Consider the following 24,214-nt stretch of genomic DNA (forward strand, 5'->3'; position numbering starts at 1 on the left):
CACCCCTTAATCCCCTCCCCGCAGGCTCTGAGGGGAGACAAAGCGTAGCTTTGGCGGGGTGGGGTGCAATACTGTGGGAATCATAACTAATTATGCGGACATAATATAACGCCTGCATGAAGATAGACTTCCTGAAGTTCACAACCCAAATATTTAGCAATACGAAGTGTAGTGTCGTATGTGGCTAATTGACCGAAGCCGTGTACCTCAGCGCTAACAGACTGAACAAATTGGTAAATGGTATTAAAGTTGTCAAAACTGCTGATTCCGAGATTATCAAAGCGTTCTAAGGCAATTTCAGTTGCTAAAGCTAAACGCTGGCGGCCAACAAGGTGTTGATGACTATGAACTTTTCCCTGTTCGTCTTCACTAAGAAAAGCTTTCTTGACAGCATCTCTTAAATTATCAGCTTTTTTATACCAAGAATATTCCTCTTCTGCATGGCGATAAACATCGGCCATATAGTCTTTATATACGTCGGTGTAGGATTTCATACCTGTAAACTCATCACTCAAGTACTGCTGTAATGTTTGAGCGCGTACTCATCAACCTTACTAGGTATATCTTTCCAATTTTCCAGCTTTAAATTAAACACCAAAGTACGAACTTTTTGCCGCAGTTCTTTACGTAACTGTTCTTTCAAATGCCAGCCAGGAGGCGCAGTTTCATCACTGGAGTAAAGTTGGTCAATGGCTTGCGCTGCTTTCTCTAGGGGATTTGGCTCATTATCAGAGTCAGCACTGCTAGAATCACTCTGGCTGCTATCGCCTTGACCCTGATTTTCTGGCAAGAAGGCTTCTAAAATTTTGAGGACACCGTAAGCTTTCTGGTTCAAACTCGTTTGTTTATGGGCTTGTTCCGCCGCTTGCATATCGCGCACAATTTCCTCATATCGCTTGAGGGTTTCGGCGGCTTCCAGTTGACCTTGTTCAAACTCGCGTAAAACTTCTAAAACTCTCTCAGAAAATGTCCCGTAATATAAGGGATTTTCATCAACTTTCTGCTGCATAACTTTGCGGAGTTCGGCACTTTTGCGTACCGCCGCAGTTTTTATTTCTGGTTCGGGCTGATTGACTGCAAAATCCTTCCAGAAATCTGGGTCGGTGATATCATGTAACTTGCAAAGTGTGGTAATGCCTGTAATATCCAGGTGTTCGTTGAGCATTTCTCTGATTTTGGCACTGACATCACGAGTTAAGGTAGATTCTTGTTTCTCAAAGGTCAGTTTTCCTAAAGGTAAAAATCCAGCTACCCATTTCAGGTCATTTCTGTAATCGAGAATCAACGGGTCAGGGCTAAGGGCATCGTAAGCTTTAATAAAGGTTCTGGCGAGACGATGAAATTCGTACCATTTATCCTCACTCCCCAAATGCTGAATCAGGGTGTCGTATTCTTGGCGGATGTCTCCTGTGTTGCGGGGGATATGTTTAATAATTTTCATCGCCTCGGAGTGGGCGGCTTTGAGTTGGCTGCGTTCCACATCTAGGTCTTTCATGGCGTTTTTCACGTCGGCTTGGCGGTAGGTGGCTAAAGCTTCGGTGAGGTTTTTGGTAACGCCGATGTAGTCAACAATTAGCCCAAATTCTTTGTGAGAACCATAGACGCGGTTGGTTCGCGCTATGGCCTGCAATAAGTTATGTTCTTTTAAGGGGCTATCTAAATACATGACGCTTTCGCGCGGTGCGTCAAACCCAGTCAGCAGTTTGTTGCAGACGATGAGGAAATGTACGGTTGGTACTTCCCCACTCTGGACTTTGGCTTCGTAGTCGGCATTTTCCCCCAGAAATTTGTTGATAGCAGCAACTTCACCATTTTTATCCAAGGCGTATTTTCTGAGGTCTTGGCGCAGTGCATCAATATATTTATCTTCGCTGGGTTTTGCGTCTTCTTGGTTGCTGGAATAAATGGGGACACTCATGGCTTCCGCCCAGGTTTTGGCTGTTTCTGGGTCAAAACCTTGTTTAATTAAGCTTTTGGCGATGTTTTTATCTAATGCCCGTTTGTAGAGAATTATTGCTTCCCGGTCGATGGCGACAATTTGTGCTTTAAAGCCTTCCGGGGCTGCATGAGAGGAGAAATGCGCCCAAATGTCATAGGCTAATAGTTCAATGCGTTGGCGGTGTTTGACTAAATCCTCAACTTTTACGCCTCGCGCTTTGATTTTGTGAACAATTTCTTCTGGTTCCTTCTCAAACCAATTATTAAATAAAATATCTAGTTTTTTCTCATCTACTTGCCATTCTGCTTTGCGGCTGGTGTAACGGATGGGAACAGTAGCACCATCGGCTACAGCGTCGTCTATGCTGTAACGGTCGAGATAGTCTTCACCGGGAAGGCTGAAGTTTTGATAAGTGTCTTTGTCCGTGGTTTGGATGGGTGTACCTGTAAAGCCAATAAAACAGGCATGAGGTAAAGTTTTTTCTAAATATGCACCTAAATCTTTTTCTTGGGTGCGGTGACATTCGTCTACCAAAATAATCCAGTTGTGGCTGTTGGCTGCTGCTGTGGCTGACTGGTCAAATTTAAAAATGGTGGAGAGTAAAGTTAAGCCGATAGGGTTGCTGTGGATGGCTGTTTGTAGTTCCTCAGCAGAGGTAATGTGAGTGGGGTTAGGTAGCCCGCAGGCTTTAAAAGTTTTGTCTATTTGCTCATCTAAGTCGATGCGATCGCTCAAAACTAAAATGTTAGGATTTTCTAGAACTGGGGAGTTGAGAGTTAGGTGTTTTTTGAGTTTGAGGGTAGCAAACACCATTGTCAGGCTTTTACCTGAGCCTTGGGTATGCCAAATTAGTCCTTTGCGATATTTGCGCTTTGGGTTTTTGGGATCTGGTTGGAGAGGTGCAATTACTCGGTCTACAATTTTATTGACAGCGCGAAATTGCTGATAGCGACAGACTTTTTTAATTATTTTCTGTTCTCGTTTCTCGAAGATAATGAAGTGTGCCAGGATGTCGAGTAGGCGAGAAGGTTTTAGTAAACACCAAAGTAGTTTCTCTAATTCGTTTCTAAAAAAGACCTCACCCCCTAGCCCCCTCTCCTTGGAAGGAGAGGGGGGAGTTGTTGCTGTTTTTTCTGCTTCGTTCCAGGTTCCCCAATAAGTTGAGGGTGCGCCTGTTGCACCGTAGAGAACATTTACGCCATTGGTAATGATGTTGAAGGCGTTGGAGTAGAACAGGCGGGGAATATCGCGTTCGTATTGTTTAATTTGCTCAAATGCTTCCCCGGTTTTGTCTTTGGCGGTAAAGGGTTTTTTGGCTTCGATAACCACCAGGGGAATACCGTTGATGAAGACGACAATATCAGGTTTACGGGTTTGCTGGGATTGAACTGTAAACTGATTGGTAACGATGAAGGTGTTGTTTTCGGGGTAGAGGAAGTCTATGAGGCGTATGGTTTTTTTGGTGGCTTCACCGGGAACGTTACGGCTATAGTTTCCCCGCAGCAGGTTTGTCCATTGTTCATTATCGGTGACTGCCAGCATATCCTGGTAGGTAGCGCGGGCGACTTCTTGGGGGATATTGTTGATGCGTTGGATGGCGGTAATGAAGATATCGCGGAGGATGACTTGGTTAAGGCTGTCTCTGGCGGTTTGGTTTTGTTGGGGTGGTAGCCAAGTGTAGCCAAATTTGACTAAGGCATCTATGCAGGGTTTTTCGACCAGGGTGTATTCGGAGGCTTTCATATTTTAACTTTTGGGGTTGTGAACCTCACCCCCTAGCCCCCTCTCCTTTGAAGGAGAGGGGGAATAAGAAGGAGAGGGGGAAGTTTTGGGAGGTTGGGAAAGGAGAAAGGATTGAATTTTGTTGAGAACTTCGTTGGTGTTGTAGAGGACGGCTTCGTTTGAGAAGCGTAATATTTTGTAGCCTTGAGTTTCTAGAAATTGTTGACGAATAGCATCTTCTGCTTGAGTGTATTGGTGTATTGCACCGTCAACTTCAATGATTAATTGGGCTTGGGAACACCAAAAATCAACAATGAAGCGGTCTATTGAATGTTGACGGCGAAATTTATAGCCCAAAAGTAGTCTATTACGTAGATATTGCCAAAGGTGATTTTCTGCTGATGTTGGTTTGTGGCGCATTTGTCTAGCCAGTGGTTTCAGCTTTTCCCAAAGTTCTGGTGATGTTTTCCAAATACCAACTTTTACCCTTTCTTCTCCCGCCTCGAAAAACTCTTCTCCCCCTTCTAAAAACTCTTCTCCCCCCTCTCCTTTCAAGGAGAGGGGGCTAGGGGGTGAGGTCAAAAATTCATTAGTAGATGAGATTGACGAACTATATTCTCTATGATCTGTCATGGGTTGAACAGTAAATGGCAGGAAATGGCATTTTTTGCCATACTAAGTTTAGTAAGCGCATGAGAGACACCTATGAAAAGTATAAATATTTCTCTGCCTGATGTAATGCGTACTTACGTAGAGGAACAAGTGGCTAGTGGCGGATATAGCACAGTTAGCGAGTATTTCCGTGAATTGGTGCGTCAAGACCAAAAGCGCAAAGCTGAGGAACGTTTGCAAACTTTATTATTAGAAGGGTTAAATTCGGGAAGTGCTACACCTTTAACTGACCAAGATTGGGATGATATCCGTCAAGCTGTGCAGAAAAAAATTTCTCAGCAGCAAGCTTAAAAGGAAATGGGTAATATTTACAAACGTCCGCAGGTTATCCGCGATTTAATTGATTTAGCATCTTATATTGCGGTGGATAATATGGAGATGTCTGATAGGTTTTTAGCTGCTGCGGAGGAAACTTTTAAGCAATTGGCTCAATTGCCAAAAATTGGTAAGGTGCGTAGTTTTTCTCATCCTAATTTAGTTGATATTCGGCAGCAAGCGATTAAGGGATTTAAAAATTATTTGGTTTTCTATCGATGTATTGATGAGGATGTAGAGATTTTACGTGTTTTGCATGGCAAGAGAGATATTGAGGCGATTTTGGATGACGATTTGAGAGAGGATGAGTTAGATTAATTAGATGTTTGTGACGCGGACGCGACCTGTGAGGAGGTCTTGCATTAGACCATTTTTGATTGTTTGTAAATGATGTAATTGAGTTTCTAGTGTTTTTATTTCTTCAGTAACACTGTCAGCAATCGCTGCAATTTCTTTCTGCTCATCTTCAGCTATTACTGGAACAAGAAAACGACGAATGTCTTTCAAATTTATGCGTTGAAATGTAGAACCAGCAGAAAGTTTATCGATTTGAGTTTTGATAATACGTGAGTTCAGCAGATAAAAAAGAAGTCTGCCAATAAGGAGTTGCCCTACTATAATGCACACATCTTGACCGACTGTAAATAATTCATTAGTCTCGACTATTGCAGCAACTCCAAATGTAGCATTTCTGCTATATATGATGTCTCCGACAGATGGGCAATGGTTCTCAATTAAATCTTCATAGTCTTCTTTAGTCGTCCGAAGACATCCTGATAAATCAAGAGCGCCTTCCTTAACATCTCTAGGTCTGACAACAGGAAATCCTGATTCTACGTATTCTGGAGTCCGATGCTTACAATCAATAACTCTTGCTACTTTAGCTAGTTCTTCTACTTCCCAATTTACCGGAATCTTCCCGATCGCACTTTCCTTAAATTTCGTGTGACCAATACCGCGAGTGAGGAGTTGCTGGAGTAGTCCCTGCTTGACTTTGCGGGTTTGGTCGATGACTGCTTGAGTGGATGCGATCGCTTCATCCAAACTGCTCAGAATCTCAGCAATTTTCTTTTGTTCAGAAATAGTAGGAAGAAGAATAGTAATTTTCTCAATCCTGAAGATAGCAAGTTTTGGTACACCTCCTCCTATACCTTTTGCCTGCTCAATTTGATTCTGTACAAATTTAGACGAAAGCACATATTTTAAAAAATTTATATCAATATTTTTGGGATTTTTAATAGATATCTTAGCTGCGTTCTCCGTTAACTGCGCTCCATCAAGCTCTCGTGGAACAGTTCCCACTAATCCAATTGTTCCTGCTATTGATATGTATATATCTTGAGATGATATAGTGTAATGCTTAATTTGTTCGCGGTCGTTAGGCAAGACGTATTTAAGATTATCTTTTCTAATAGAACCATCTTTAAAATCGCTAACTCTAATGTAAGGATAAGGCGTTACTTCTTCAGCAAACGGTCTGCCTTTTGGCATTCGCCTGCCGCCTTTTACCGTTGCGATATTCTCAATGTTGACTATCTTCCATCCATTAGGAACCATAACCCAGTTCCTCCAAAAATCCCAACATTTTCGCCTCAGCCTCATCCCGCTTCTCCAACAACTCCTTTAAAACCTGGACTTCCGCCGCCACATCAATTTGTTCTTCCTCCTCAGCCGTCTGCACATATCGGGCAATATTGAGATTAAAATCATTCTTCTCAATCTCAGCTAAATCCACCACCCGCGCAAAACGTTCTTCATCCGCAAATGCCAAAAACGCCTTAGCCAACCGTTCCACATTCGCCTCAGAGAGAGTATTTTGGTTTTTCCCCTCTACCATCTCCTCAGCACCATTGACAAACAGCACCTTACCCCGCCGCTTGGCTTCTTTCTGCTTATTAATAATCAACACACAAGCCGGAATACCCGTACCATAAAATAAATTTGGTGCTAACCCAATCACAGCCTCAATCAAATCATCTTGCAAAATTCCCTGGCGGATTTTCGCCTCCGCACCCCCGCGAAACAGAATCCCATGCGGTAAAACTACGCCCAACTTACCAGTTCCATTCAAACTAGCAATCATGTGCTGCACAAATGCCAAATCCCCATAGGATTTTGGCGGACAACCATAAGTATCTCGACTAAACTTATCCCCGTTTTTCCAAGCTTCATCTCCCCAATTCTTCAGAGAAAACGGCGGATTTGCCAGCACTCGGTCAAATGTTTTTAATACACCTTTTCCTTCATTTTTTTCTCCCCTCTCCTTACCAAGGAGAGGGGTAGGGGGTGAGGTTTCTAAATGCTTCGGTTCTCTTAAAGTATCTCCCCGCAAAATAAACGCATCATCAATATCATGGAGAAACAAATTCATCTCACAAATCGCCCAAGTATTGAGGTTCATTTCCTGACCATATAACTGCAACGACTTGGGATTTTTCCCCTGACGCTGGAGATAATTCACCGCCTCCAGTAACATACCCCCAGAACCACAAGTAGGGTCATAAATGCTCATCCCCTCATCTGGTTGTAAGCACATAACAATTAAGCGAGTCACCATCTTGGGAGTGTAAAACTCGCCTCCCTTCTTCCCCGCATCATCAGCAAATTTAGAAATCAGATATTCATAAGCATCCCCCAGAATATCCGCCTCAACATCACAATTTTGCAGGCGATGTTTACTAAAGTGCTGCAATAATAACTCTAATGTCGCATCGGGGAAGCGTTCTTTATTGTTAAAATCCACATCCTGAAATACTCCCCGCAGCCGAGTATTAGCATCTTCAATTGCCCGGAAAGCCGCGTTAAGATGTTCACCAATATTCGTGGAATGCTTCCTGATGTCATTCCAAAACGCCCCAGGTGGAATGTGAAAGCGGTGTTCCTCTGGGTCAGCCGCTAATTCTGCATCTTGATAAAGTTTCAGCCGTTGGTCATATTCTTCTTCCCAGACATCACACAACCGCTTGAAGAACAGCAACCCAAAAATGTAGTGTTTGAAGTCTGCTGAGTCAATCTTTCCCCGCAATATGTCCGCCGCATCCCACAGATGCTTTTCTAGCTGCTGCTGGGTGATTTTGCCAACATAGGTCAGGGGTAGATTAATAGAGGTAGCAATTTCAACCTTGGATATTTTTCGACTCACCTTTGACGATTTCTCCGAGACTTCAGACACGTAAACTTACTTTAGGGGTAATAACTATTTATACAGCAATTAAACTCTTTTAGTACAAGTGATTTTCTTTAAAAAAACCAATATAAACCAAAAAATGATTTCAGAATGATTTCAGTAAGCGTAAACTATTTTACATACATTAGTAATATTCCAAAATTAGTTAATTAATAGTACAATTGTTCTTGCAAGGACTTTATAAAACTATTGTGCGTAATATAAATCTCTATCACAGGCAACTTGTAAAGTTGTAAAGAGAGATATTGAGTTTATAAGAAAGAGTTTGAAATACCCGTCCAGATTAAATGCCTTATGTCAACAGCCCGCCATGTTATTGCGCTCTTAAAGAGCTATCTGGAAGGTGAGGAGCAGCAATTTTTCTCAGTTGCGCTTCAGATGGCTATTGCCACAAGCCTTATCTTGACTGAATTTTATAATTCTCAAGGGGAATCAAAGTTTATTTACTCGCTGTAGAAAATTAGCTTTTAAGTAGACTTGTCAAAATAGCCTGCTCAAGCCAGTAGAGATCAGCATTTTGAAGGGTGAGGTTTCAATAACCCTCCCGCTAGGTGGTGGGTTGAAACTACTAACCCTGCTAAAAGCCGTAAGCCAGCCTTCAGGCATAGGAGTTTTACTCAGCCTTCTGATAGCTGGTCGCTTGAAAGACTTTACTCGTTATATTTTCAGCAATTTCACTTTTATAGGCTTCTATCGTAAAATTATTCATTAGGGTGGTTTGAAAGGAGCACTTCAATGGCATATTGCCAGAGTCTGTGCTATTTATACTAAGGTTTAACGATACATTGGAACCAATGTATCTGACGACAAGGTTACCTTTTTTTTTGACAATAATTCTTTAAAACTGGTTTCAACTTGGGACAATAATTCTTTAAAACTAGATTAAGGGCTGAAAGCCAGAATAATAGCTGACTTATGTCCCTGAGATGTGTCGAATTGGACAATAATTCTTTAAAACTGACATTAATAATTTAATGTACAAATGGAGCTAAGCGGATTCGAACCGCTGACCCCCTCAATGCCATTGAGGTGCTCTACCAACTGAGCTATAACCCCTTAAATGCCTGAACTAGCTTAGCCTATTCATCTGTGTTTTGTCAATCTTTTGATACGAAATTTTAATGATCTTTAAATGCTACTTAGCAATGTTTATGATACTTGCAGCAAATAAGCCATACAGTGACCCATTAAGAAGTAGACTACTAACATAGCAGCTGCCGCCAGTGCCACTAATGTACCAGCCAACATTAAAGAGAATTCCTTATTTTCGTAGGCTCTTTCCATGAGGTGCAGCGACCATGCAACCAGGGCTACATCAAAAATTAAAATAGGAAGCAACATATTTCTTAATATTTATTAATAGATGTAAACTAATATTAACATCCTTTTGTGGAAGTGTGTCTCACTACAGATAGATGCAATCGATAGATAAATAGCCACTTGTCAAAAAGAACGTACTGGTACTTGGCGATCGCGCAAATAATTTTTGATTTGAGCTACGCTGAGTTGACCGTAATGTAAGAGTGATGCCAGTAATGCTGCTTCAGCTTTACCTTGAGTGAGGGCTTCGTATATGTGTTCGCAATTACCTGCCCCACCAGAAGCAATGACTGGAATTTCCACAAGTTCAGCAATTGTCCGAGTTAACTCTAGGTCATACCCAGCTTGGGTTCCATCAGCATCCATACTTGTGATCAGCAGTTCTCCAGCCCCCCGTTTTTCAACTTCTTGTGCCCAGAGTAGGGCATCTAAGCCTGTATTTTCCCTGCCACCACGTACATAAACGTCCCAACCTGGATTTTCTGGGTTAATTCTGCGTCTAGCATCAATAGCAACAACTATGCATTGATTACCAAAGCGATCGCTAGCCCGATTTATCAAGTCTGGTTCACGTACTGCCGCAGAATTAATACTAACCTTGTCTGCTCCAGCTCGTAACAAAGCTTTAACATTTTCTAAGGATTGAATACCCCCACCCACAGTCAATGGAATGAAGACTTGTTCGGCAGTACGGTAGACCACATCTAAAATAATAGCTCTGTCTTCATGAGTGGCTGTAATATCCAGAAATACTAACTCATCAGCACCAGCTTCGTTGTAAACCTTTGCCAGTTCAACAGGATCGCCCGCATCTTGGAGGTTAACAAAATTAACTCCTTTAACAACCCGTCCCGCCTTCACATCTAAGCACGGTAAGATTCTTTTAGATAACATAGTGATTTTTGTACTTCTACGTAATTGACCAGAATTTAAATTTTAAATTGGCGCGGGTATTCGCAAACGAAAATTTTCACGAGTATGGAGTTTGGGGCATGGGGCATAGGGCATGGGGCATAGGGCATGGTAAAAGGGAAAGGGGTAAGGGGGAAAGGTTAAATTTATTCCTTTATCCTTTACCCTTTAACCTTTTCCCCTACCTCCTACACCTCCCACGCCTTCCCATACCCAATGCCCAATGCCTATTCTCTTTCTTTTCTCGTGCGATATTGTATTAAAATTAAGTTAACTTTAATTAAGATTCTTATTGGCATAGCCATAATGGTCTAGTGCCTTTAGAACTGTGCATGTAAGAAATCAAATTAAACAAAATGGATTTATGAACATCCGTTTAACGGCTCAAAGTGACAAAATCATAAACCTTACATTGCTAAGGGTAATGAGTTGTATAAACATCTAGAGGCAAATTAACATGAAATTTTCCTGGAAAGTCCTGGCACTCTGGACGTTGCCGGCTTTGGTAATTGGCTTTTTCTTCTGGCAAGGGGCTTTCGCAGGTGCGCCTGCGGATATGACTAAAAATGCCGCCAATACTCGGATGACCTATGGTCGTTTCCTAGAATATTTGGATGCCGATCGCGTCATCAGTGTCGATCTCTACGAAGGCGGTAGAACAGCAATTTTAGAAGCCCGCGATCCAGACTTGGAAAATCACGTCCAAAGGTGGCGGGTGGATCTGCCTGTTAACGCCCCTGAGTTAATTACCAAGCTTAAAGAAAAGGCAATTAGTTTTGATGCTCACCCCATGCGGAATGATGGTGCAATTTGGGGATTGTTGGGCAATCTGGTGTTTCCTGTTTTATTGATTACTGGATTATTCTTTTTGTTCCGCCGTTCTAGCAACCTTCCCGGCGGCCCCGGTCAAGCAATGAACTTCGGCAAATCCCGCGCCCGCTTCCAAATGGAGGCAAAAACTGGGGTCAAATTTGACGATGTAGCCGGGATTGAAGAAGCTAAGGAAGAATTGCAAGAGGTTGTCACCTTCCTCAAACAACCAGAAAGATTTACTGCTGTGGGCGCACGCATTCCCAAGGGAGTGCTGTTAGTCGGGCCTCCTGGAACTGGTAAAACTTTACTGGCAAAAGCGATCGCTGGGGAAGCTGGCGTACCTTTCTTTAGCATTTCTGGTTCCGAGTTCGTGGAAATGTTCGTTGGTGTGGGTGCTTCCCGCGTCCGCGATTTGTTCAAGAAAGCTAAAGATAACGCTCCTTGTATCATCTTCATTGATGAAATCGACGCTGTGGGTAGACAACGGGGTGCTGGTATCGGTGGCGGTAACGACGAAAGAGAGCAAACTCTCAACCAACTACTAACCGAAATGGATGGGTTTGAAGGTAACACAGGCATCATTATTATTGCTGCTACCAACCGCCCAGACGTATTAGACTCAGCATTGTTGCGTCCCGGACGATTTGACCGCCAAGTAACAGTAGATTCACCCGACATCAAAGGGCGTTTGGAAATTCTACAAGTCCACGCGCGCAACAAGAAACTAGACCCTAGCGTATCCTTAGAAGCGATCGCTCGCCGCACTCCTGGATTCACTGGTGCTGATTTAGCTAACTTACTCAACGAAGCGGCAATTCTCACCGCTAGAAGACGCAAAGAAGCTATCACTCTCCGGGAAATCGATGATGCGGTGGATCGGGTAGTGGCTGGGATGGAAGGTACTCCATTGGTAGACAGCAAGAGCAAGCGCTTAATTGCTTACCATGAAATTGGACACGCTTTAGTGGGAACTTTGTTAAAAGACCACGACCCAGTGCAGAAAGTTACCTTGATTCCACGGGGACAAGCACAGGGTTTGACTTGGTTTACTCCCAACGAAGAACAAGGTTTGATTTCTCGTTCCCAGTTAAAAGCTCGGATTACTGGTGCTTTGGGCGGTCGCGCTGCGGAAGAAGTGATTTTTGGGGCTGCGGAAGTAACCACTGGCGCAGGTGGAGATTTGCAGCAGTTGTCAGGAATGGCGCGGCAAATGGTAACCCGGTTTGGGATGTCAGATTTAGGCCCCTTATCCTTGGAAAGCCAACAAGGCGAAGTGTTCTTGGGTCGTGACTGGACAACCCGATCTGAGTATTCCGAATCCATCGCTTCTCGCATCGATGGACAAGTGAGAGCGATCGTTGAAGATTGCTATGAAACTGCTAAGAAAATTATCCGCGACCATCGCACTGTCACCGATCGCTTGGTAGATTTGCTCATCGAAAAAGAAACCATCGACGGCGAAGAATTCCGTCAGATTGTAGCTGAGTACGCTGAGGTTCCAGAAAAACAACAGTACGTACCACAACTATAATAATTAACTCTTTTCTGGGCTGATAGAAAATTAACAAATAGCCAAGAAATCAAATGAGGATAGCACATACTATCCTCATTTTTTTATACTGCTGAGATATGACTTACAAATAAATATATCTATGGGTGAAAAAGTACTTAAGTTCTGTGCTAAATATATTTTTGTTCCTAGAGGAATTTGGGTATGCCAAGACGTAAGCGCGGAGTTATACTCACTTCTATTGGTTTACAGAAGTTTGAGGAAGCAAGGCACAAGTTTGAGTTTCGAGATAATTTTGGCAAGAGATTCACTCTTGAAGAGTTAAGCCACCGCACTAACTTAGACCCTCTAACAATTAGAAAAGTTTTGAATCGTAGGAAGGGAGTTGACAAGCGAACACTTGAGGCTCTCTTTCTTGGTTTTAGTAGCTCCCTATACGAAGGCTATTATTCCACCTCAGATTCCAATTGTCGTCAAGATTGGGGGGAAGCTGTTTCTGTCTTAGCCTTTTACGGACGTACAGAGGAACTCAATATTTTAGATGAGTGGCTACTCAAGGATTGCTGTCGGTTAGTCACCATTCTGGGAATGGGTGGAGTCGGGAAAACAAGTCTGTCCATCAAATTGGCAGAACTAATGCAGGATAAATTTGATTGTATTGTCTGGCGATCGCTGTATGACGCTCCACCAATTGATACGTTCTTAAGTGGCATCATCGAGTTTTTGTCTGAGGAGCAAGAAACTGAAACAGAATTGCCAGAAAGCGTCAGTGAAAAGATTTCTCTGTTACTGAACTTGTTTAAGGAGATGCGCTGCTTAGTGGTGTTCGATAATGTAGATGCTCTGTTCCGTGGTGGAAGTCGAACCGGACAATATAGCCTGGGATACGAGCAGTATGGCGAACTCCTGGAACGAGTTGGTGAAGCAGATCACCGCAGTTGCTTGCTACTGACAACGCGAGAAAAACCCAAAGAGGTGGCTTCTTTGGAAGGAGAAGCTTTGCTGGTACGAACTTTGCGATTGAGTGGACTCAAAGAAGGAGATGGAGAGGAAATTCTTAAAAGTAAGAGGCTCAAGGGTGCAGAAACTCAATTCAACGCACTGGTAAGACGCTATGGAGGTAATGCCTTAGCTTTAAAAATTGTCGGAACTACGATTCAAGATTTATTTGATGGTTATATTTCTGAGTTTTTAAAGGAGGAAACCACCGTATTTGGAGATCTTCGCGACCTATTAGAACAACAATTTGAGCGTTTATCTGATGGGGGAAAGCACATAATGTATTGGCTGGCCATTAATCGCGAACCGGTGAGCCTCTCCAAATTACGAGAAGATTTAGTTTCGCCTTTTCCCCAAGTTAATTTAGTAGAAACCCTAGAATCTTTGGGACGGCGATCGCTCATTGAACGACATGCAGTCTGTTTTACTCTACAGCCAGTGGTGATGGAGTATGTGACAAGTCGCTTGGTTGAGGAAGTGTCTGAAGAAATTGCTCAACACCAATTTTCTCTTTTTAGAAGTCATGCTCTGATTAAAGCTACTGCCAAAGACTATGTCAGAGAAACTCAAATTCGTCTCATTCTCTATCCCACCATCGACCGATTAATTCAACTGTTTCAAGGCAAAAAAAACTTGGAATATCAACTGACTCAAATCTTACTTCACCAGCAAGAAAAGTCCCCCTTGGAACCGGGATATTTAGCAGGTAATATTCTTAATCTACTCAATCAGCTAGGAACTAATTTAACTGGTTATGATTTCTCTGGCTTAACCATTTGGCAGGCCGATTTACGAGATGTCAATTTACAAAACACGAATTTTGCTTACGCCAACATAGCAAAATGTACCTTTAGTCAAACCTTTGGCGCTATTTATGCAGTAGCCTTTAGTCCTGATGGAGAATTTCTGGCGGTAGGTGACAGTAATGGAGAAATTCACCTGTACCAAGTTAGGGATGTGCAACCAGTCTTAATCTGCACGCGGCACAAAAGTTGGGTAACATCACTAGCCTTCAGTCCTGATGGTAAAATTCTTGCTAGCGGTAGCACAGATTACACAATTAAGTTATGGGATGTGAGTAACGGTCAGTGCCTCCGCACTTTAGAAGGGCATACAAACGAGGTTTGGTCGGTTGCATTTAGTCAAGATAATTGCACATTAGCTAGTGGTAGCGATGACGACACTGTGAAGCTATGGAATAGCAGTACTGGAGAATGCTTGAAAACACTGCAAGGACATTTAAGTTGGGCACTTTCTGTTGTTTTCAAAGCAGAGAGTCAACTGTTGAGTGGTAGTGACGATCGCACTGTTAAATTGTGGGATATCAACACAGGAGAGTGTATTCAAAGCTTTGAAAAACATCACAATGGTGGAATCAGGTCAATTAGCCTCAGTCCAAACCATCAAATACTCGCAAGTGGTAGCGAAGATCGAAGCATTAGGCTATGGAATACCCAAACGGGTGAGTGTCTCAAAACGCTTGTGGGGCATTCTAATCGAGTGTTTTCAGTAGCTTTCAGTCCCCAAGGCGACATTTTGGCGAGCGGTGGGCACGATCATCAGGTGAAGTTATGGAGTCTCGATACAGGTGAATGCTTCAAAACCCTGCAAGGGCATTTCAGTTGGGTCTTTGCAGTTGCCTTCAGTCCCCAAGGTAAGCTTTTGGCTAGCGGCGGACACGATCAAACCGTGAAGCTATGGAGTGTAGACACAGGTGAATGCCTCAATACCTTACAAGGATACACCAATCAAATACTCTCTGTTAGCTTTAGTCCTGTGAGTGCCAGTTTGCCGTCAACTATTGGTCAAATTGTTGCTAGTAGCAGCCGCGATCGCACTGTCAGGTTATGGGATACCGCCACTGGTGAATGCCTCAAAGTTTTAAAAGGACATACCAACTGGGTTTATTCCGCAATCTTTCATCCTCAAGGAAATATGCTAATTAGCAGTAGCGGAGATAAAACAGTAAAGATATGGGATGTTCGGTCTGGTCAAACCTTAAGAACCTTACAAGGACATCGCGCAGCAGTTTTATCCATTGCCTTGAGTCCAGACAGCCAGACAATAGCAAGTGGTAGTGAAGATTCTACGATTAAACTCTGGAACATCCGTTCTGGTCAAATCTTAAAAACCTTACAGGGGCATGAAGCTGCCATTTGGTCAGTTGCCTTCATTTCTCAAGGAGAAATATTAGCCAGTGGTTCCTGGGATCAAACAGTCAGGTTGTGGGATATTCACACAGGTGAGTGCCTCAGAACCTTGCAAGGACACACAAGTTGGATTTGGTCGATTGCCATCGCTCCTGATGGTAATACCCTAGCAAGTGCTAGTCCAGACCGAACAATCAGGTTGTGGAATCCACGTACTGGTGAATGCCTCAAAGTTTTGCCAGCAGACACAAACTGGTTGCAATCCATCGCCTTTAGCCCTGATGGCACGATACTGGCTAGTACCAGTCACGATCTGACAATTAAGTTGTGGGATGTCTGCACGGGTCAGTGTCTAAAAGTTTTGCACGGACATACAGGCTTGGTTTGGTCGCTTGCCTTTAGTCCAGATAACCAAACCTTGGTTAGTGGCGGTGACGATGAAACCATTAGACTGTGGGATATCGTAACAGGGAAATGTTTAAAAACCATGAGAGCCAGTAAGCCCTATGAGCAAATGAATATTTTCGGAGTTAAAGGTTTAACTGAGGCGACAACTGCCACGTTGACCTCCTTAGGAGCTGTTATCTAATTCTGGGTGAAGACTGACGCGGGGACACGGCGACGCAAGGACGCAAAGAGATTTTGATCGTACAGTATTTTCACTAAATAGACCACGTTGTAGGGGCGCACAGCTAGCTCCCCTACCGGGGATTGTGGTTTAAATAGATGAAAAACAAACTGCCCTCGCCGCTTCTAGGGTGCGGTCGATGTCTGCTTTTGTGTGAGCTAAAGAAGTAAATCCAGCTTCAAATTGAGATGGAGCTAAATAAACTCCATGTTCCAACATGCCGCGATGGAAGCGAGCAAATTTACTCAAGTCTGACTTTTTGGCATCCTCATAATTGCGAACCGGGCCTTGGTTAAAAAAGAAACCAAACATGCCACTAATGTGACCGCCCCAGGCAGCATGACCTGTTTCTTTTGCAATCTCCAGCATTCCCTCTGCGAGTTGCTTGGTAAGGCCATCCAGATACTCATAAGTTCCTGGTTGCTGCAACAACTCTAGGGTCTTTATCCCTGCTGTCATTGCCAGTGGATTCCCCGAAAGCGTTCCGGCTTGATACACGCTTCCGGCTGGAGCAACCATCGACATAATTTCTTGGCGACCGCCATAAGCCCCTACAGGTAGACCGCCGCCAATGACCTTACCTAAGGTAGTCAAGTCAGGAATGACACCAAATTTTTCCTGCGCCCCACCGTAGGCAATACGAAAGCCTGTCATTACTTCATCAAATACCAGTAGCGCTCCATGCTGTTGGGTAATTGTTCGCAAACCTTCCAGAAAACCGGCAGCAGGTGGAATAAAACCTGCATTTCCCACAACAGGTTCAACAATAACACCAGCAATTTCATCACGATTTTGCTCGAATAATACTTTTACTGCTTCTAGGTCATTGAAAGGAGCAGTCAGGGTGTTGCTAGTGACGGATTTGGGCACGCCAGGAGAATCAGGCAAGCCAAGGGTGGCAATACCAGAGCCAGCCTTAACGAGAAACATATCGGCGTGTCCGTGGTAACAGCCTTCAAATTTGATGACCTTCTCCCGCCCCGTAAAAGCTCGCATCAAACGAAGAACAGCCATACAAGCTTCAGTGCCGGAGTTGACAAAACGCACCATTTCGATACTGGGAACAGCATCGATTACCATCTGTGCCAGTACATTTTCCAGATAGCAGGGCGCACCAAAGCTAGTTCCTTTATTCAGGGCATCGTGCAGAGCAGCAATCACTTCCGGATGAGTGTGACCGCAGATAGCAGGCCCCCAACTGCCGACATAATCAATATATTGATTGCCATCCACATCCCAAATGTAAGCACCAAGGACGCGATCGAACACGATTGGCTTACCACCCACAGATTTGAAAGCCCGTACTGGAGAACTGACTCCTCCAGGCATTAATTTTTGGGCAGCAGCAAAAATTTCCTCAGAATTGGTGGTTTTTAACTGAGTCGTTGCGATCATTCTTTTTTCTCCGGGAATATTTGACTTGGGTTCTAAAATTAATTGACTAATACTGTTGACTGTTAACAGCTTTTATGTCAGATTTCACAAATGATTTACGACTGGTATAGCAATCGTAAATGAGTTACAAATCAATCTATAGGAATCCGATTTGATTAATGAACATATTTGTGTAGGAAGGGAACAGGGAACGGGGAACAGGAAAAAAGGAATTTAGGAATGTACTGAGTTTTTTCACCAAATCAAATATGAGTCCTATACTCGCCACTCTCTATTCCCTACTCCCTATGTCAACAAATAGTTTCAGAAATCAAATAGGATTACTATAGTTATTAAGAGTAAAAAGCAAAATCTTATTTCAATTCGAGCATGATTTCATTGCGTCTGAATGCAGGCAAAATAAAGGGAGAGTCATAGAAAGCATAAATCGGTTTACTTTTTGCTTCCATACCTTGCCGAGCGAGAAAAGCATATAATTTGGCTTCCTTTTCTTTTAATTGTTCATCCCCAGTTAAGCCGGAGAAACGGATTACAGCTACTTTGTTGCTGGGAACTTCTTTGATAGTAATGCGGGAGTCTTTTGGTTTCGGTAGGGTTGTTAATGTATATTGTGACGGCATTACAAACTGTACCACCCAAGCTTTGGTGGCGATATTTTCTCCTGCTTGTTGTTGAATGACGGGCGCAGTCATGGCGATTTTTTCACTTGACTGTGATTGTGTCACAGGTGCAGTCATGGCGATTTTGGTTACAGAGGTGTTTTCACCAAATATGTAAGTGGCAAGAATAGAAAATCCTACTCTATTTGCTCTATCTCTTTCAGTTTGAATGACTGTTTCGGCAACAATTTTTGGCTCGTATTGCCGTATTTCAATATCACCATAGGATTGCAAGACGTAATATTTTGGTTCTTCGGTTTGACTCATCAGATTTTCACAAATAACTAAAATTAATGGTATTAAAAGAATAGAAAATTACAATTTGAGTAGTACAACGAGGGTGGAAATAAATTCTTTTGACTGACTCGGTAGCAATACTAGCCGCTTATTTGTTGTACTAACCGTCCATCTTCCATGTGGATGATGCGATCGGCAATATCGAGAATTCGATTATCGTGGGTGACCAGTAAAATTGTGCAACCTTGTTGTTTAGCTAAACGCTGCATGATATCCACAACATCACGGCCTGATTTTTTATCGAGAGCAGCAGTAGGTTCGTCAGCAAGAACAATTTTCGGATGACTGGCTAGGGCGCGAGCGATCGCCACTCGTTGCTTTTGCCCTCCAGAGAGACTGTCTGCATAATAATCGATGCGATCGCCCAAACCAACACTTTTAAGACTATCCGTCGCCAGCCGATCCATGTCTTGCTTGAGGTATTCATCGTGCAGTTCTAATGACATCCGGACATTCTGCTTGGCTGTTAAAAAAGTCAACAAATTGTGTGCCTGAAAAATATAACCAATTTGCCGCCGCACTTGTATCAATTGTTTCTTAGAGGCTCCACACATTTCCTGTCCCAAAACTTTTAACTTGCCTTGTTTAGCGGTTCTCAATCCACCTATGAGTGTTAGTAAGGTGGTTTTACCAGAACCAGATGGCCCGGTCATAATCACAATCTCTCCAGAATAAATGTCGAGATTAATATCAAACAAAACTTGTTTGCAAAGTTCTCCCCGCCCAAAGTAGTAATTGAGGTGGCAAATTGAAATAACGGGTTGTAGAGAAGCGTTTGGAAGTGAAAGTTTTGAGGTGTGAGTTTCGAGATTTATTTTTTGCAGCATGAGAGTCAAAATGCGAGTATTTTGATAAATTTCAACTCAAAACTCGTAATATCGTGGGGAATTGAGGTTGGAAATTAAACGCAAAGGGGGCAAAGGTAAACGCAGAGGTACGCAAAGTATTGGCAAGGAAATGCTGTAGTTAAAAGATATCGGCGGGATCGGCTGCGCGTAATTTTTGCATAGCCAGGGTTCCGGCTCCAATACACATGATGAAAGTCAACACTAGTACGGTTATTGCGCGAGCTAGTTTCATAGCAGTGGGTAAAAACGTCACTGACTGAAAAAATACATAAAACCCACTAGAGAGCAAAAAACCTGGAATAAAGCCCAAAACGGCTAAAATGAAGGCTTCTTGGACGATAACTCCTATCAAATATATGTCGCTGTAACCCATTGCTTTTAAGGTGGCGTATTCGGGCAAATGATCGGAGACATCGCTATAGAGAATTTGATAAACAATCACTGCTCCCACTAAAAACCCAATTGCAACACCCAGGTTAAAAGTGGGGCCAATAGCCGAGCCTGTGGCCCAATATGCACTTTCACGGGCGGTGAATTCAGTGAGGTTTAGTACGAGTAAATCATTCGGTAGCTTGGCTCGCAATTCTGCTTGAATTTTGTCTATGGAGGCATTTGATTCTACGTCAACAATACCTAAATCGATGTCGTTTGCTTGGCGTTGGGGAAAAAGCCGCAAAAAGGTAGAATCGCTGGTGATGAGATTGCCGTCAGCAGAAAAAGAAGAACCAAGCTGAAATAATCCAACTATTTGAATTTGATAATCGTTAGCTTGAACCACAAGCGGATTCTGTTTTTTCAGTAAACTAGGAACGTCTCCAAGCTGAGGAAGTAATCCGGCTCTGTCAAACAGCGCTCTATTTAATAACTTCAGTTTATTCAGTTGTGGAGTGAGTTCTGGTAAGTCAAATGCCGGCTGATTGGGATCGATTCCGTAGACGAAAATTTGACGACTGGCTCGATTTTCAGGATTGCGCCAGGATGCTTGAGCTACATATAAGGTAGTAACGGATTTTACGCCTTCAATACCTGTGATTTTATAAAGTTTATTTCTAGAAAAAGTTTTGATAGATTGCAAGTTATCAGACAGTTTATTTACTAAAAATAAATCTCCTTTCAGTGTCGTATAAGGACTAACTTGGGAATCAAACAGTGCATCCCTGACTCCCAGTTGAAAAAACATGAGAAAATCTGCAAAGGCGATTCCTGCTATGGCAACTAACAAACGACTTCTTTGACGGCTCATTTGCCGCCAAGCAAGTGGAGTTTTAGGAAATAATTTGAACATATAGTGAGGGATTGGGGATTGCAAAATCATGAAAAAACTAACGGCAAAGGACGCCTAAACACCAAGTGGCTTAAGGTAGGGTAGGACGCAAACAAATAAAAGTTTCTGAGAGTTTTTGTGTCACTCCTATCAAAATTCAAAATCAAACAGTTGGAAGTGGAGACTTGAACTGCTACACGATTCAATATTTTCCCTATTGCCTGTTAAGAGTTCCCTGTTCCCTCTCAACATTATTGTTATTCGGCTGAATGGCAACCTGTACTTGCAAATTAGTTAAGTTAGCCACTCGTTTGCTAGCTTGTGGATCGAGGGCAATTCTGACTTCAATGACTTTGCGATCGAGGTTTTCTCCGGGTTGGCCGCTAGTTACTTCTTGTTGCTTTACCTGTAGTCCAATGAGCCGAACGGTTCCGCGCAACTCTTCCGAGAAGGAATCGCTAGAAATCTTTACCTGTTGACCTTGACGAACTTTGCCAATATCAGTTTGGTATACTTCTGCAATCGCTTGCATGGAATTGGTTTGTCCGAGTTCGGCAATACCTTTGTCACTGACGACTTCTCCGGGTTTAGCGTTAATCTCTAGGATGCGACCTGCTATGGGTGCGCGGATATAAACTTCTGCGAGATCGGCTTCAGCTTTTTTGACTGCGGCGATCGCTTTATTGACCTCTGCTTGAGCTGCTTGCACATCCACGGGACGTACTTCAGCAATTTCATCTAAGGTTGCCTTGGCTTGCTCGATTTGCTTTTGTAGAGTATCTACACTTTTATTTTGGTTGGCCCTAGCTTCGGTAAGCTGTGCTTGTGCTGTTTTCAAAGCAAGTCGTTTTCGGTCTGCCTCCAAAGCAGCGATCGCTCCTTCTTGGTAAAGGGAGGAATAGCGATTATACTCACTATTGGCAGTTGTAACTTCGGCTTGCCAGCGAGAAATTGTAGCATCTCTAGTAGCTATTTCGCCTTTTAATTCTTCTTGCAAGCGATTGATTTCAGCTTTTTGGGCGGCAATTTGTCCAGATTTAGCGCCTGCTTTCACCTTGGCTAACTGTGCTTGGGATACTTTCACTTGTGCTTGCGCTTCCAGGAGAGCATTTTGCAAGCGATCGCGCGAATCCATAACGGCCATTACTTGACCTGCTTGAACGCTACTACCCCGTTGTATGAGTAGTTGGGCGACGCGATCGTTGCTTAAGGTGGTAGGTACTGATACTTGGATGACTTCCGTTGTTGGTTCTATCCGTCCCAAAGCGGTAACGTCCTCAATTTCTGGTGTGGATTGCACAACTGCAACGGGTTTGTTAGTTGGTTTTGATTGAGAAATACCGTAGAAAGCGATAATTCCTGTGAAGGCAGTACCAGCAGCAACTATAGCCAGCGTCCATTGCTTTGAAGGTTTCGAGAGCGATCGTAAATTCATGTCAATTCTTCAATTCCCTGTTCCCAGCAGATGTGTAACTCACCAACCCCCGTTGGGGCAAGAGTAGGGAGTAGTGAAAGAGATAGCCACAACAGGGTAACTTATTTTACTAACTCCCGGCTGCCGATTCCCTAATCCTTTTTGTTGACCCAATCTTGAGGCTTTAAGAATACTTCGTATAACTCGGCTTCTGGGGTATTGGGTTCTGGTTGATAGCCGTACTCCCAACGCACTAATGGAGGTAAAGACATCAAAATTGATTCCGTGCGTCCGTTGGTTTGCAGTCCGAAAATTGTGCCGCGATCGTAAACTAAATTGAATTCAACGTAGCGTCCGCGCCGATATAATTGAAAATTGCGTTGGCGATCGCCATACTCCATTGACTGCCGCCGCTGGACAATTGGCGTGTAAGCAGGTAAAAAAGCTCTACCACAATCCTGCACAAATGCAAATAATTCCTCCCAACTGCGCGTTTGTGGTCTGCCAACGCCATCGCTGTAGTTTGCCGCTACTCCTTTGGCGTCGGGGCCTTTATAAAGCTCACCTTCACCGTCTTGATAGTCAAAAAATATCCCACCAACGCCCCGCGTTTCTTGGCGATGTTTGAGATAAAAATACTCGTCGCACCAGGGTTTAAACACTGGATAATATTCGGAATGATGCTCATCACAAGCTTGCTTTAATGTCAAGTGAAAATGTGCTACATCTTCAACAAATGGATAGTAAGGCGTTAAATCGATGCCACCGCCAAACCACCAAACCGGGCCAGCTTCAAAGTAGCGGTAGTTGAGATGAACAGTTGGCACGTAAGGATTGCGCGGATGCAATACCATTGAAGTTCCAGTGGCATAAAACTGATGTCCATTGGCCTCTGGACGTTGTGCCAAAATTGAAGGCGGTAAGTGAGAACCCCAGACTTCCGAGAAGTTAACTCCACCTTGCTCGAATATTCCACCATCGCGGATGACGCGGGATCTACCACCGCCCCCTTCTGGTCGTTCCCATGCATCCTCTTGAAATTTGGCAACTCCATCTAAAAGTTGCAAACCCTGACAAATTTCGTCTTGCAACTGTCGCATCAACAGGCTCACCCTAGCCTTGGCATCAACTGGGGGGAGAGGTTTGGATTGAGTTACTGGAGCAGTTAAAGTAGTTTTCATAGTGGTTTTATCTGGGAATAACTGGGCTGGGGATAGCGTTAATTGTTGATTGTTGACTGGATCTCAAGAATTTACTGCCCTAACACAGGCAAAAACTTGCGAATCAATCCGATGATTACTTCTGGTACTTCCAGTTCTGGATTCAAACCGACATCTTCTAGTTCTATAAATGCTTTAATGGCTTGGGGATTGAGATTCGCAAGGCGACGGCCTACGTCGGGGCCTGTAAACTTTGCTTGGCTTCCCCAAATAAAGATGGTAGGTGTTGTTAATTTTGGAATGTATTCTGATAGATCGAAGGATGAGTTACCTTGTAAAAATGATAGGGCGGCATACTCGGCATTTGGCTGCTCTGCCGATCGCACGAAAGCTTCTACAATTTCGGGAGAAAGACGATTGGGTCGAGCAAACACTCGCTCAAAAAAATCACGAATGCCAAAATTGCTGACTTGTCCTGTGTAAAGAACGCGATCGAGAATAGGAAGACTGGCAATTTGAGCAAAAAAGCTATTGCTGTAGTATTGCCTAAAGTCTTTGATACCTGAGGGAAGCGTCAGAATAAGTGATTTAAACAGGTCGGGACGTTGGACTGCTGCTCGGATCGTAAATGCTCCTGTTAAGGAAGAAGCAATTATTGTTACCGGAGGTTGGCACGTCTGCTCGATGAACTCAATCAGCATCGTGATGTAGTCGTTTGGCAGATAAGTTTGTTCGAGACGATCCGATCGCCCCCAGCCAATTAAGTCGGGGGCCAAAACTCTATAATCTCCTGCAAATGCTGGATACACCTTCGACCAAGCGTAGGCAGATGCTCCGCCTCCAATACCGTGGAAAAATATCAAAGTTTCCCGTTCGGATAGCGTATCGCCCATTCCATCGGTTGCCCAAAGTTCACCTTGGTTAGTGTAATAAGCCATCTTTCCCAAGCTAATTAAAACAGAGCGTTGAACAAAACCGAGTGGAATGAACATGATAAATTCCTCCTCTAC

At 43.4% G+C, this 24,214-nt stretch carries 19 protein-coding genes and 1 tRNA gene; 5 read left to right on the forward strand and 15 right to left on the reverse strand.

Annotated elements, in window-relative coordinates:
• Positions 1 to 86: 86 nt before the first annotated feature.
• From GNE10_RS06830 to GNE10_RS06840, 3 genes are read right to left on the reverse strand one after another with little or no spacing between them, the layout of a single operon-like run.
• Complete coding sequence (locus GNE10_RS06830) at positions 87 to 494, reverse strand: hypothetical protein (protein WP_185564210.1); 408 nt, start codon at positions 492 to 494, stop codon at positions 87 to 89.
• 17 nt (positions 495 to 511) lie between these two features.
• A complete protein-coding gene (locus GNE10_RS06835; protein ID WP_185564211.1) occupies positions 512 to 3,682 on the reverse strand; it encodes a type I restriction endonuclease subunit R in 3,171 nt (1,056 codons plus the stop codon).
• 3 nt (positions 3,683 to 3,685) lie between these two features.
• Positions 3,686 to 4,294: an endonuclease domain-containing protein gene (locus tag GNE10_RS06840; protein ID WP_185564212.1), complete on the reverse strand. Its 609-nt coding sequence runs from the start codon at positions 4,292 to 4,294 to the stop codon at positions 3,686 to 3,688.
• Positions 4,295 to 4,366: 72 nt separating this feature from the next.
• On the opposite strand from GNE10_RS06840, the gene GNE10_RS06845 reads away from it, so the two are divergent.
• Both GNE10_RS06845 and GNE10_RS06850 read left to right on the forward strand, forming a co-directional pair.
• On the forward strand, positions 4,367 to 4,624 hold the full coding sequence (locus GNE10_RS06845; RefSeq protein WP_185564213.1) for a type II toxin-antitoxin system ParD family antitoxin: 258 nt from the start codon (positions 4,367 to 4,369) through the stop codon (positions 4,622 to 4,624).
• A 6-nt stretch (positions 4,625 to 4,630) separates the two neighbouring features.
• Positions 4,631 to 4,966, forward strand: coding sequence for a type II toxin-antitoxin system RelE/ParE family toxin (locus GNE10_RS06850; RefSeq protein ID WP_185564214.1), 336 nt, complete (start codon positions 4,631 to 4,633; stop codon positions 4,964 to 4,966).
• On the opposite strand, the gene GNE10_RS06855 is transcribed toward GNE10_RS06850, so the two are convergent.
• Positions 4,967 to 6,205, reverse strand: a complete 1,239-nt coding sequence (locus GNE10_RS06855; protein ID WP_185564215.1) for a restriction endonuclease subunit S — start codon at positions 6,203 to 6,205, stop codon at positions 4,967 to 4,969.
• The gene (locus GNE10_RS06860) at positions 6,195 to 7,790 is read right to left on the reverse strand and encodes a type I restriction-modification system subunit M (RefSeq protein WP_221642756.1); all 1,596 of its coding nucleotides are present in this window, start codon (positions 7,788 to 7,790) and stop codon (positions 6,195 to 6,197) included. The genes GNE10_RS06855 and GNE10_RS06860 overlap by 11 nt, the downstream gene beginning before the upstream one ends.
• 339 nt (positions 7,791 to 8,129) lie before the next feature.
• On the opposite strand from GNE10_RS06860, the gene GNE10_RS06865 reads away from it, so the two are divergent.
• On the forward strand, positions 8,130 to 8,291 hold the full coding sequence (locus tag GNE10_RS06865) for a hypothetical protein (RefSeq protein ID WP_185564231.1): 162 nt from the start codon (positions 8,130 to 8,132) through the stop codon (positions 8,289 to 8,291).
• A 527-nt stretch (positions 8,292 to 8,818) separates the two neighbouring features.
• Here GNE10_RS06865 and GNE10_RS06870 read toward each other — a convergent pair.
• The 3 genes from GNE10_RS06870 to hisF all read right to left on the reverse strand — a co-directional run bounded on the left by GNE10_RS06870 (position 8,819) and on the right by hisF (position 10,049).
• A tRNA-Ala gene (locus tag GNE10_RS06870) sits at positions 8,819 to 8,891 on the reverse strand.
• 93 nt (positions 8,892 to 8,984) lie between these two features.
• Complete coding sequence (locus GNE10_RS06875) at positions 8,985 to 9,176, reverse strand: hypothetical protein (protein ID WP_096535022.1); 192 nt, start codon at positions 9,174 to 9,176, stop codon at positions 8,985 to 8,987.
• Positions 9,177 to 9,278: 102 nt separating this feature from the next.
• On the reverse strand, positions 9,279 to 10,049 hold the full coding sequence (hisF, locus tag GNE10_RS06880) for an imidazole glycerol phosphate synthase subunit HisF (RefSeq protein WP_099068087.1): 771 nt from the start codon (positions 10,047 to 10,049) through the stop codon (positions 9,279 to 9,281).
• A 475-nt stretch (positions 10,050 to 10,524) separates the two neighbouring features.
• On the opposite strand from hisF, the gene ftsH2 reads away from it, so the two are divergent.
• Both ftsH2 and GNE10_RS06890 read left to right on the forward strand, forming a co-directional pair.
• Positions 10,525 to 12,411 carry an ATP-dependent zinc metalloprotease FtsH2 gene (gene ftsH2, locus GNE10_RS06885; RefSeq protein WP_099072077.1) on the forward strand — a complete coding sequence of 629 codons (1,887 nt, stop codon included), beginning with the start codon at positions 10,525 to 10,527 and terminating at the stop codon, positions 12,409 to 12,411.
• Positions 12,412 to 12,594: 183 nt separating this feature from the next.
• On the forward strand, positions 12,595 to 16,128 hold the full coding sequence (locus GNE10_RS06890) for an NB-ARC domain-containing protein (RefSeq protein WP_185564216.1): 3,534 nt from the start codon (positions 12,595 to 12,597) through the stop codon (positions 16,126 to 16,128).
• A gap of 129 nt (positions 16,129 to 16,257) precedes the next feature.
• On the opposite strand, the gene hemL is transcribed toward GNE10_RS06890, so the two are convergent.
• The 7 genes from hemL to GNE10_RS06925 form a co-directional block, all read right to left on the reverse strand.
• Positions 16,258 to 17,562, reverse strand: a complete 1,305-nt coding sequence (gene hemL / locus GNE10_RS06895) for a glutamate-1-semialdehyde 2,1-aminomutase (RefSeq protein WP_221642757.1) — start codon at positions 17,560 to 17,562, stop codon at positions 16,258 to 16,260.
• A 353-nt stretch (positions 17,563 to 17,915) separates the two neighbouring features.
• Positions 17,916 to 18,488, reverse strand: coding sequence for a heme-binding protein (locus GNE10_RS06900; RefSeq protein WP_185564217.1), 573 nt, complete (start codon positions 18,486 to 18,488; stop codon positions 17,916 to 17,918).
• Between the two features lie 110 nt (positions 18,489 to 18,598).
• Entirely contained in the window at positions 18,599 to 19,345 is a 747-nt protein-coding gene (locus GNE10_RS06905; RefSeq protein WP_185564218.1) for a DevA family ABC transporter ATP-binding protein, read from the reverse strand.
• Between the two features lie 139 nt (positions 19,346 to 19,484).
• Positions 19,485 to 20,651: an ABC transporter permease DevC gene (gene devC, locus GNE10_RS06910; RefSeq protein ID WP_185564219.1), complete on the reverse strand. Its 1,167-nt coding sequence runs from the start codon at positions 20,649 to 20,651 to the stop codon at positions 19,485 to 19,487.
• A gap of 193 nt (positions 20,652 to 20,844) precedes the next feature.
• Positions 20,845 to 22,065, reverse strand: a complete 1,221-nt coding sequence (locus tag GNE10_RS06915) for an ABC exporter membrane fusion protein (RefSeq protein WP_185564220.1) — start codon at positions 22,063 to 22,065, stop codon at positions 20,845 to 20,847.
• Between the two features lie 131 nt (positions 22,066 to 22,196).
• Complete coding sequence (hemF, locus tag GNE10_RS06920; protein WP_185564221.1) at positions 22,197 to 23,225, reverse strand: oxygen-dependent coproporphyrinogen oxidase; 1,029 nt, start codon at positions 23,223 to 23,225, stop codon at positions 22,197 to 22,199.
• A gap of 71 nt (positions 23,226 to 23,296) precedes the next feature.
• Positions 23,297 to 24,196, reverse strand: coding sequence for an alpha/beta fold hydrolase (locus tag GNE10_RS06925; RefSeq protein ID WP_185564222.1), 900 nt, complete (start codon positions 24,194 to 24,196; stop codon positions 23,297 to 23,299).
• Positions 24,197 to 24,214 lie beyond the last annotated feature (18 nt).

Origin of the sequence: Nostoc sp. 2RC (assembly GCF_014222165.1) — a bacterium.
GTDB lineage: Bacteria > Cyanobacteriota > Cyanobacteriia > Cyanobacteriales > Nostocaceae > Nostoc > Nostoc linckia.

Excerpts from the sequence above, each read along its gene's own strand:
- GNE10_RS06830 (WP_185564210.1), bottom strand. The coding sequence starts at position 494 with ATGAAATCCTACACCGACGTATATAAAGACTATATGGCCGATGTTTAT.
- GNE10_RS06835 (WP_185564211.1), bottom strand. The coding sequence starts at position 3,682 with ATGAAAGCCTCCGAATACACCCTGGTCGAAAAACCCTGCATAGATGCC.
- GNE10_RS06840 (WP_185564212.1), bottom strand. The coding sequence starts at position 4,294 with ATGACAGATCATAGAGAATATAGTTCGTCAATCTCATCTACTAATGAA.
- GNE10_RS06845 (WP_185564213.1), top strand. The coding sequence starts at position 4,367 with ATGAAAAGTATAAATATTTCTCTGCCTGATGTAATGCGTACTTACGTA.
- GNE10_RS06850 (WP_185564214.1), top strand. The coding sequence starts at position 4,631 with ATGGGTAATATTTACAAACGTCCGCAGGTTATCCGCGATTTAATTGAT.
- GNE10_RS06855 (WP_185564215.1), bottom strand. The coding sequence starts at position 6,205 with ATGGTTCCTAATGGATGGAAGATAGTCAACATTGAGAATATCGCAACG.
- GNE10_RS06865 (WP_185564231.1), top strand. The coding sequence starts at position 8,130 with ATGTCAACAGCCCGCCATGTTATTGCGCTCTTAAAGAGCTATCTGGAA.
- GNE10_RS06875 (WP_096535022.1), bottom strand. The coding sequence starts at position 9,176 with ATGTTGCTTCCTATTTTAATTTTTGATGTAGCCCTGGTTGCATGGTCG.
- hisF (WP_099068087.1), bottom strand. The coding sequence starts at position 10,049 with ATGTTATCTAAAAGAATCTTACCGTGCTTAGATGTGAAGGCGGGACGG.
- ftsH2 (WP_099072077.1), top strand. The coding sequence starts at position 10,525 with ATGAAATTTTCCTGGAAAGTCCTGGCACTCTGGACGTTGCCGGCTTTG.
- GNE10_RS06890 (WP_185564216.1), top strand. The coding sequence starts at position 12,595 with ATGCCAAGACGTAAGCGCGGAGTTATACTCACTTCTATTGGTTTACAG.
- hemL (WP_221642757.1), bottom strand. The coding sequence starts at position 17,562 with ATGATCGCAACGACTCAGTTAAAAACCACCAATTCTGAGGAAATTTTT.
- GNE10_RS06900 (WP_185564217.1), bottom strand. The coding sequence starts at position 18,488 with ATGAGTCAAACCGAAGAACCAAAATATTACGTCTTGCAATCCTATGGT.
- GNE10_RS06905 (WP_185564218.1), bottom strand. The coding sequence starts at position 19,345 with ATGCTGCAAAAAATAAATCTCGAAACTCACACCTCAAAACTTTCACTT.
- devC (WP_185564219.1), bottom strand. The coding sequence starts at position 20,651 with ATGTTCAAATTATTTCCTAAAACTCCACTTGCTTGGCGGCAAATGAGC.
- GNE10_RS06915 (WP_185564220.1), bottom strand. The coding sequence starts at position 22,065 with ATGAATTTACGATCGCTCTCGAAACCTTCAAAGCAATGGACGCTGGCT.
- hemF (WP_185564221.1), bottom strand. The coding sequence starts at position 23,225 with ATGAAAACTACTTTAACTGCTCCAGTAACTCAATCCAAACCTCTCCCC.
- GNE10_RS06925 (WP_185564222.1), bottom strand. The coding sequence starts at position 24,196 with ATGTTCATTCCACTCGGTTTTGTTCAACGCTCTGTTTTAATTAGCTTG.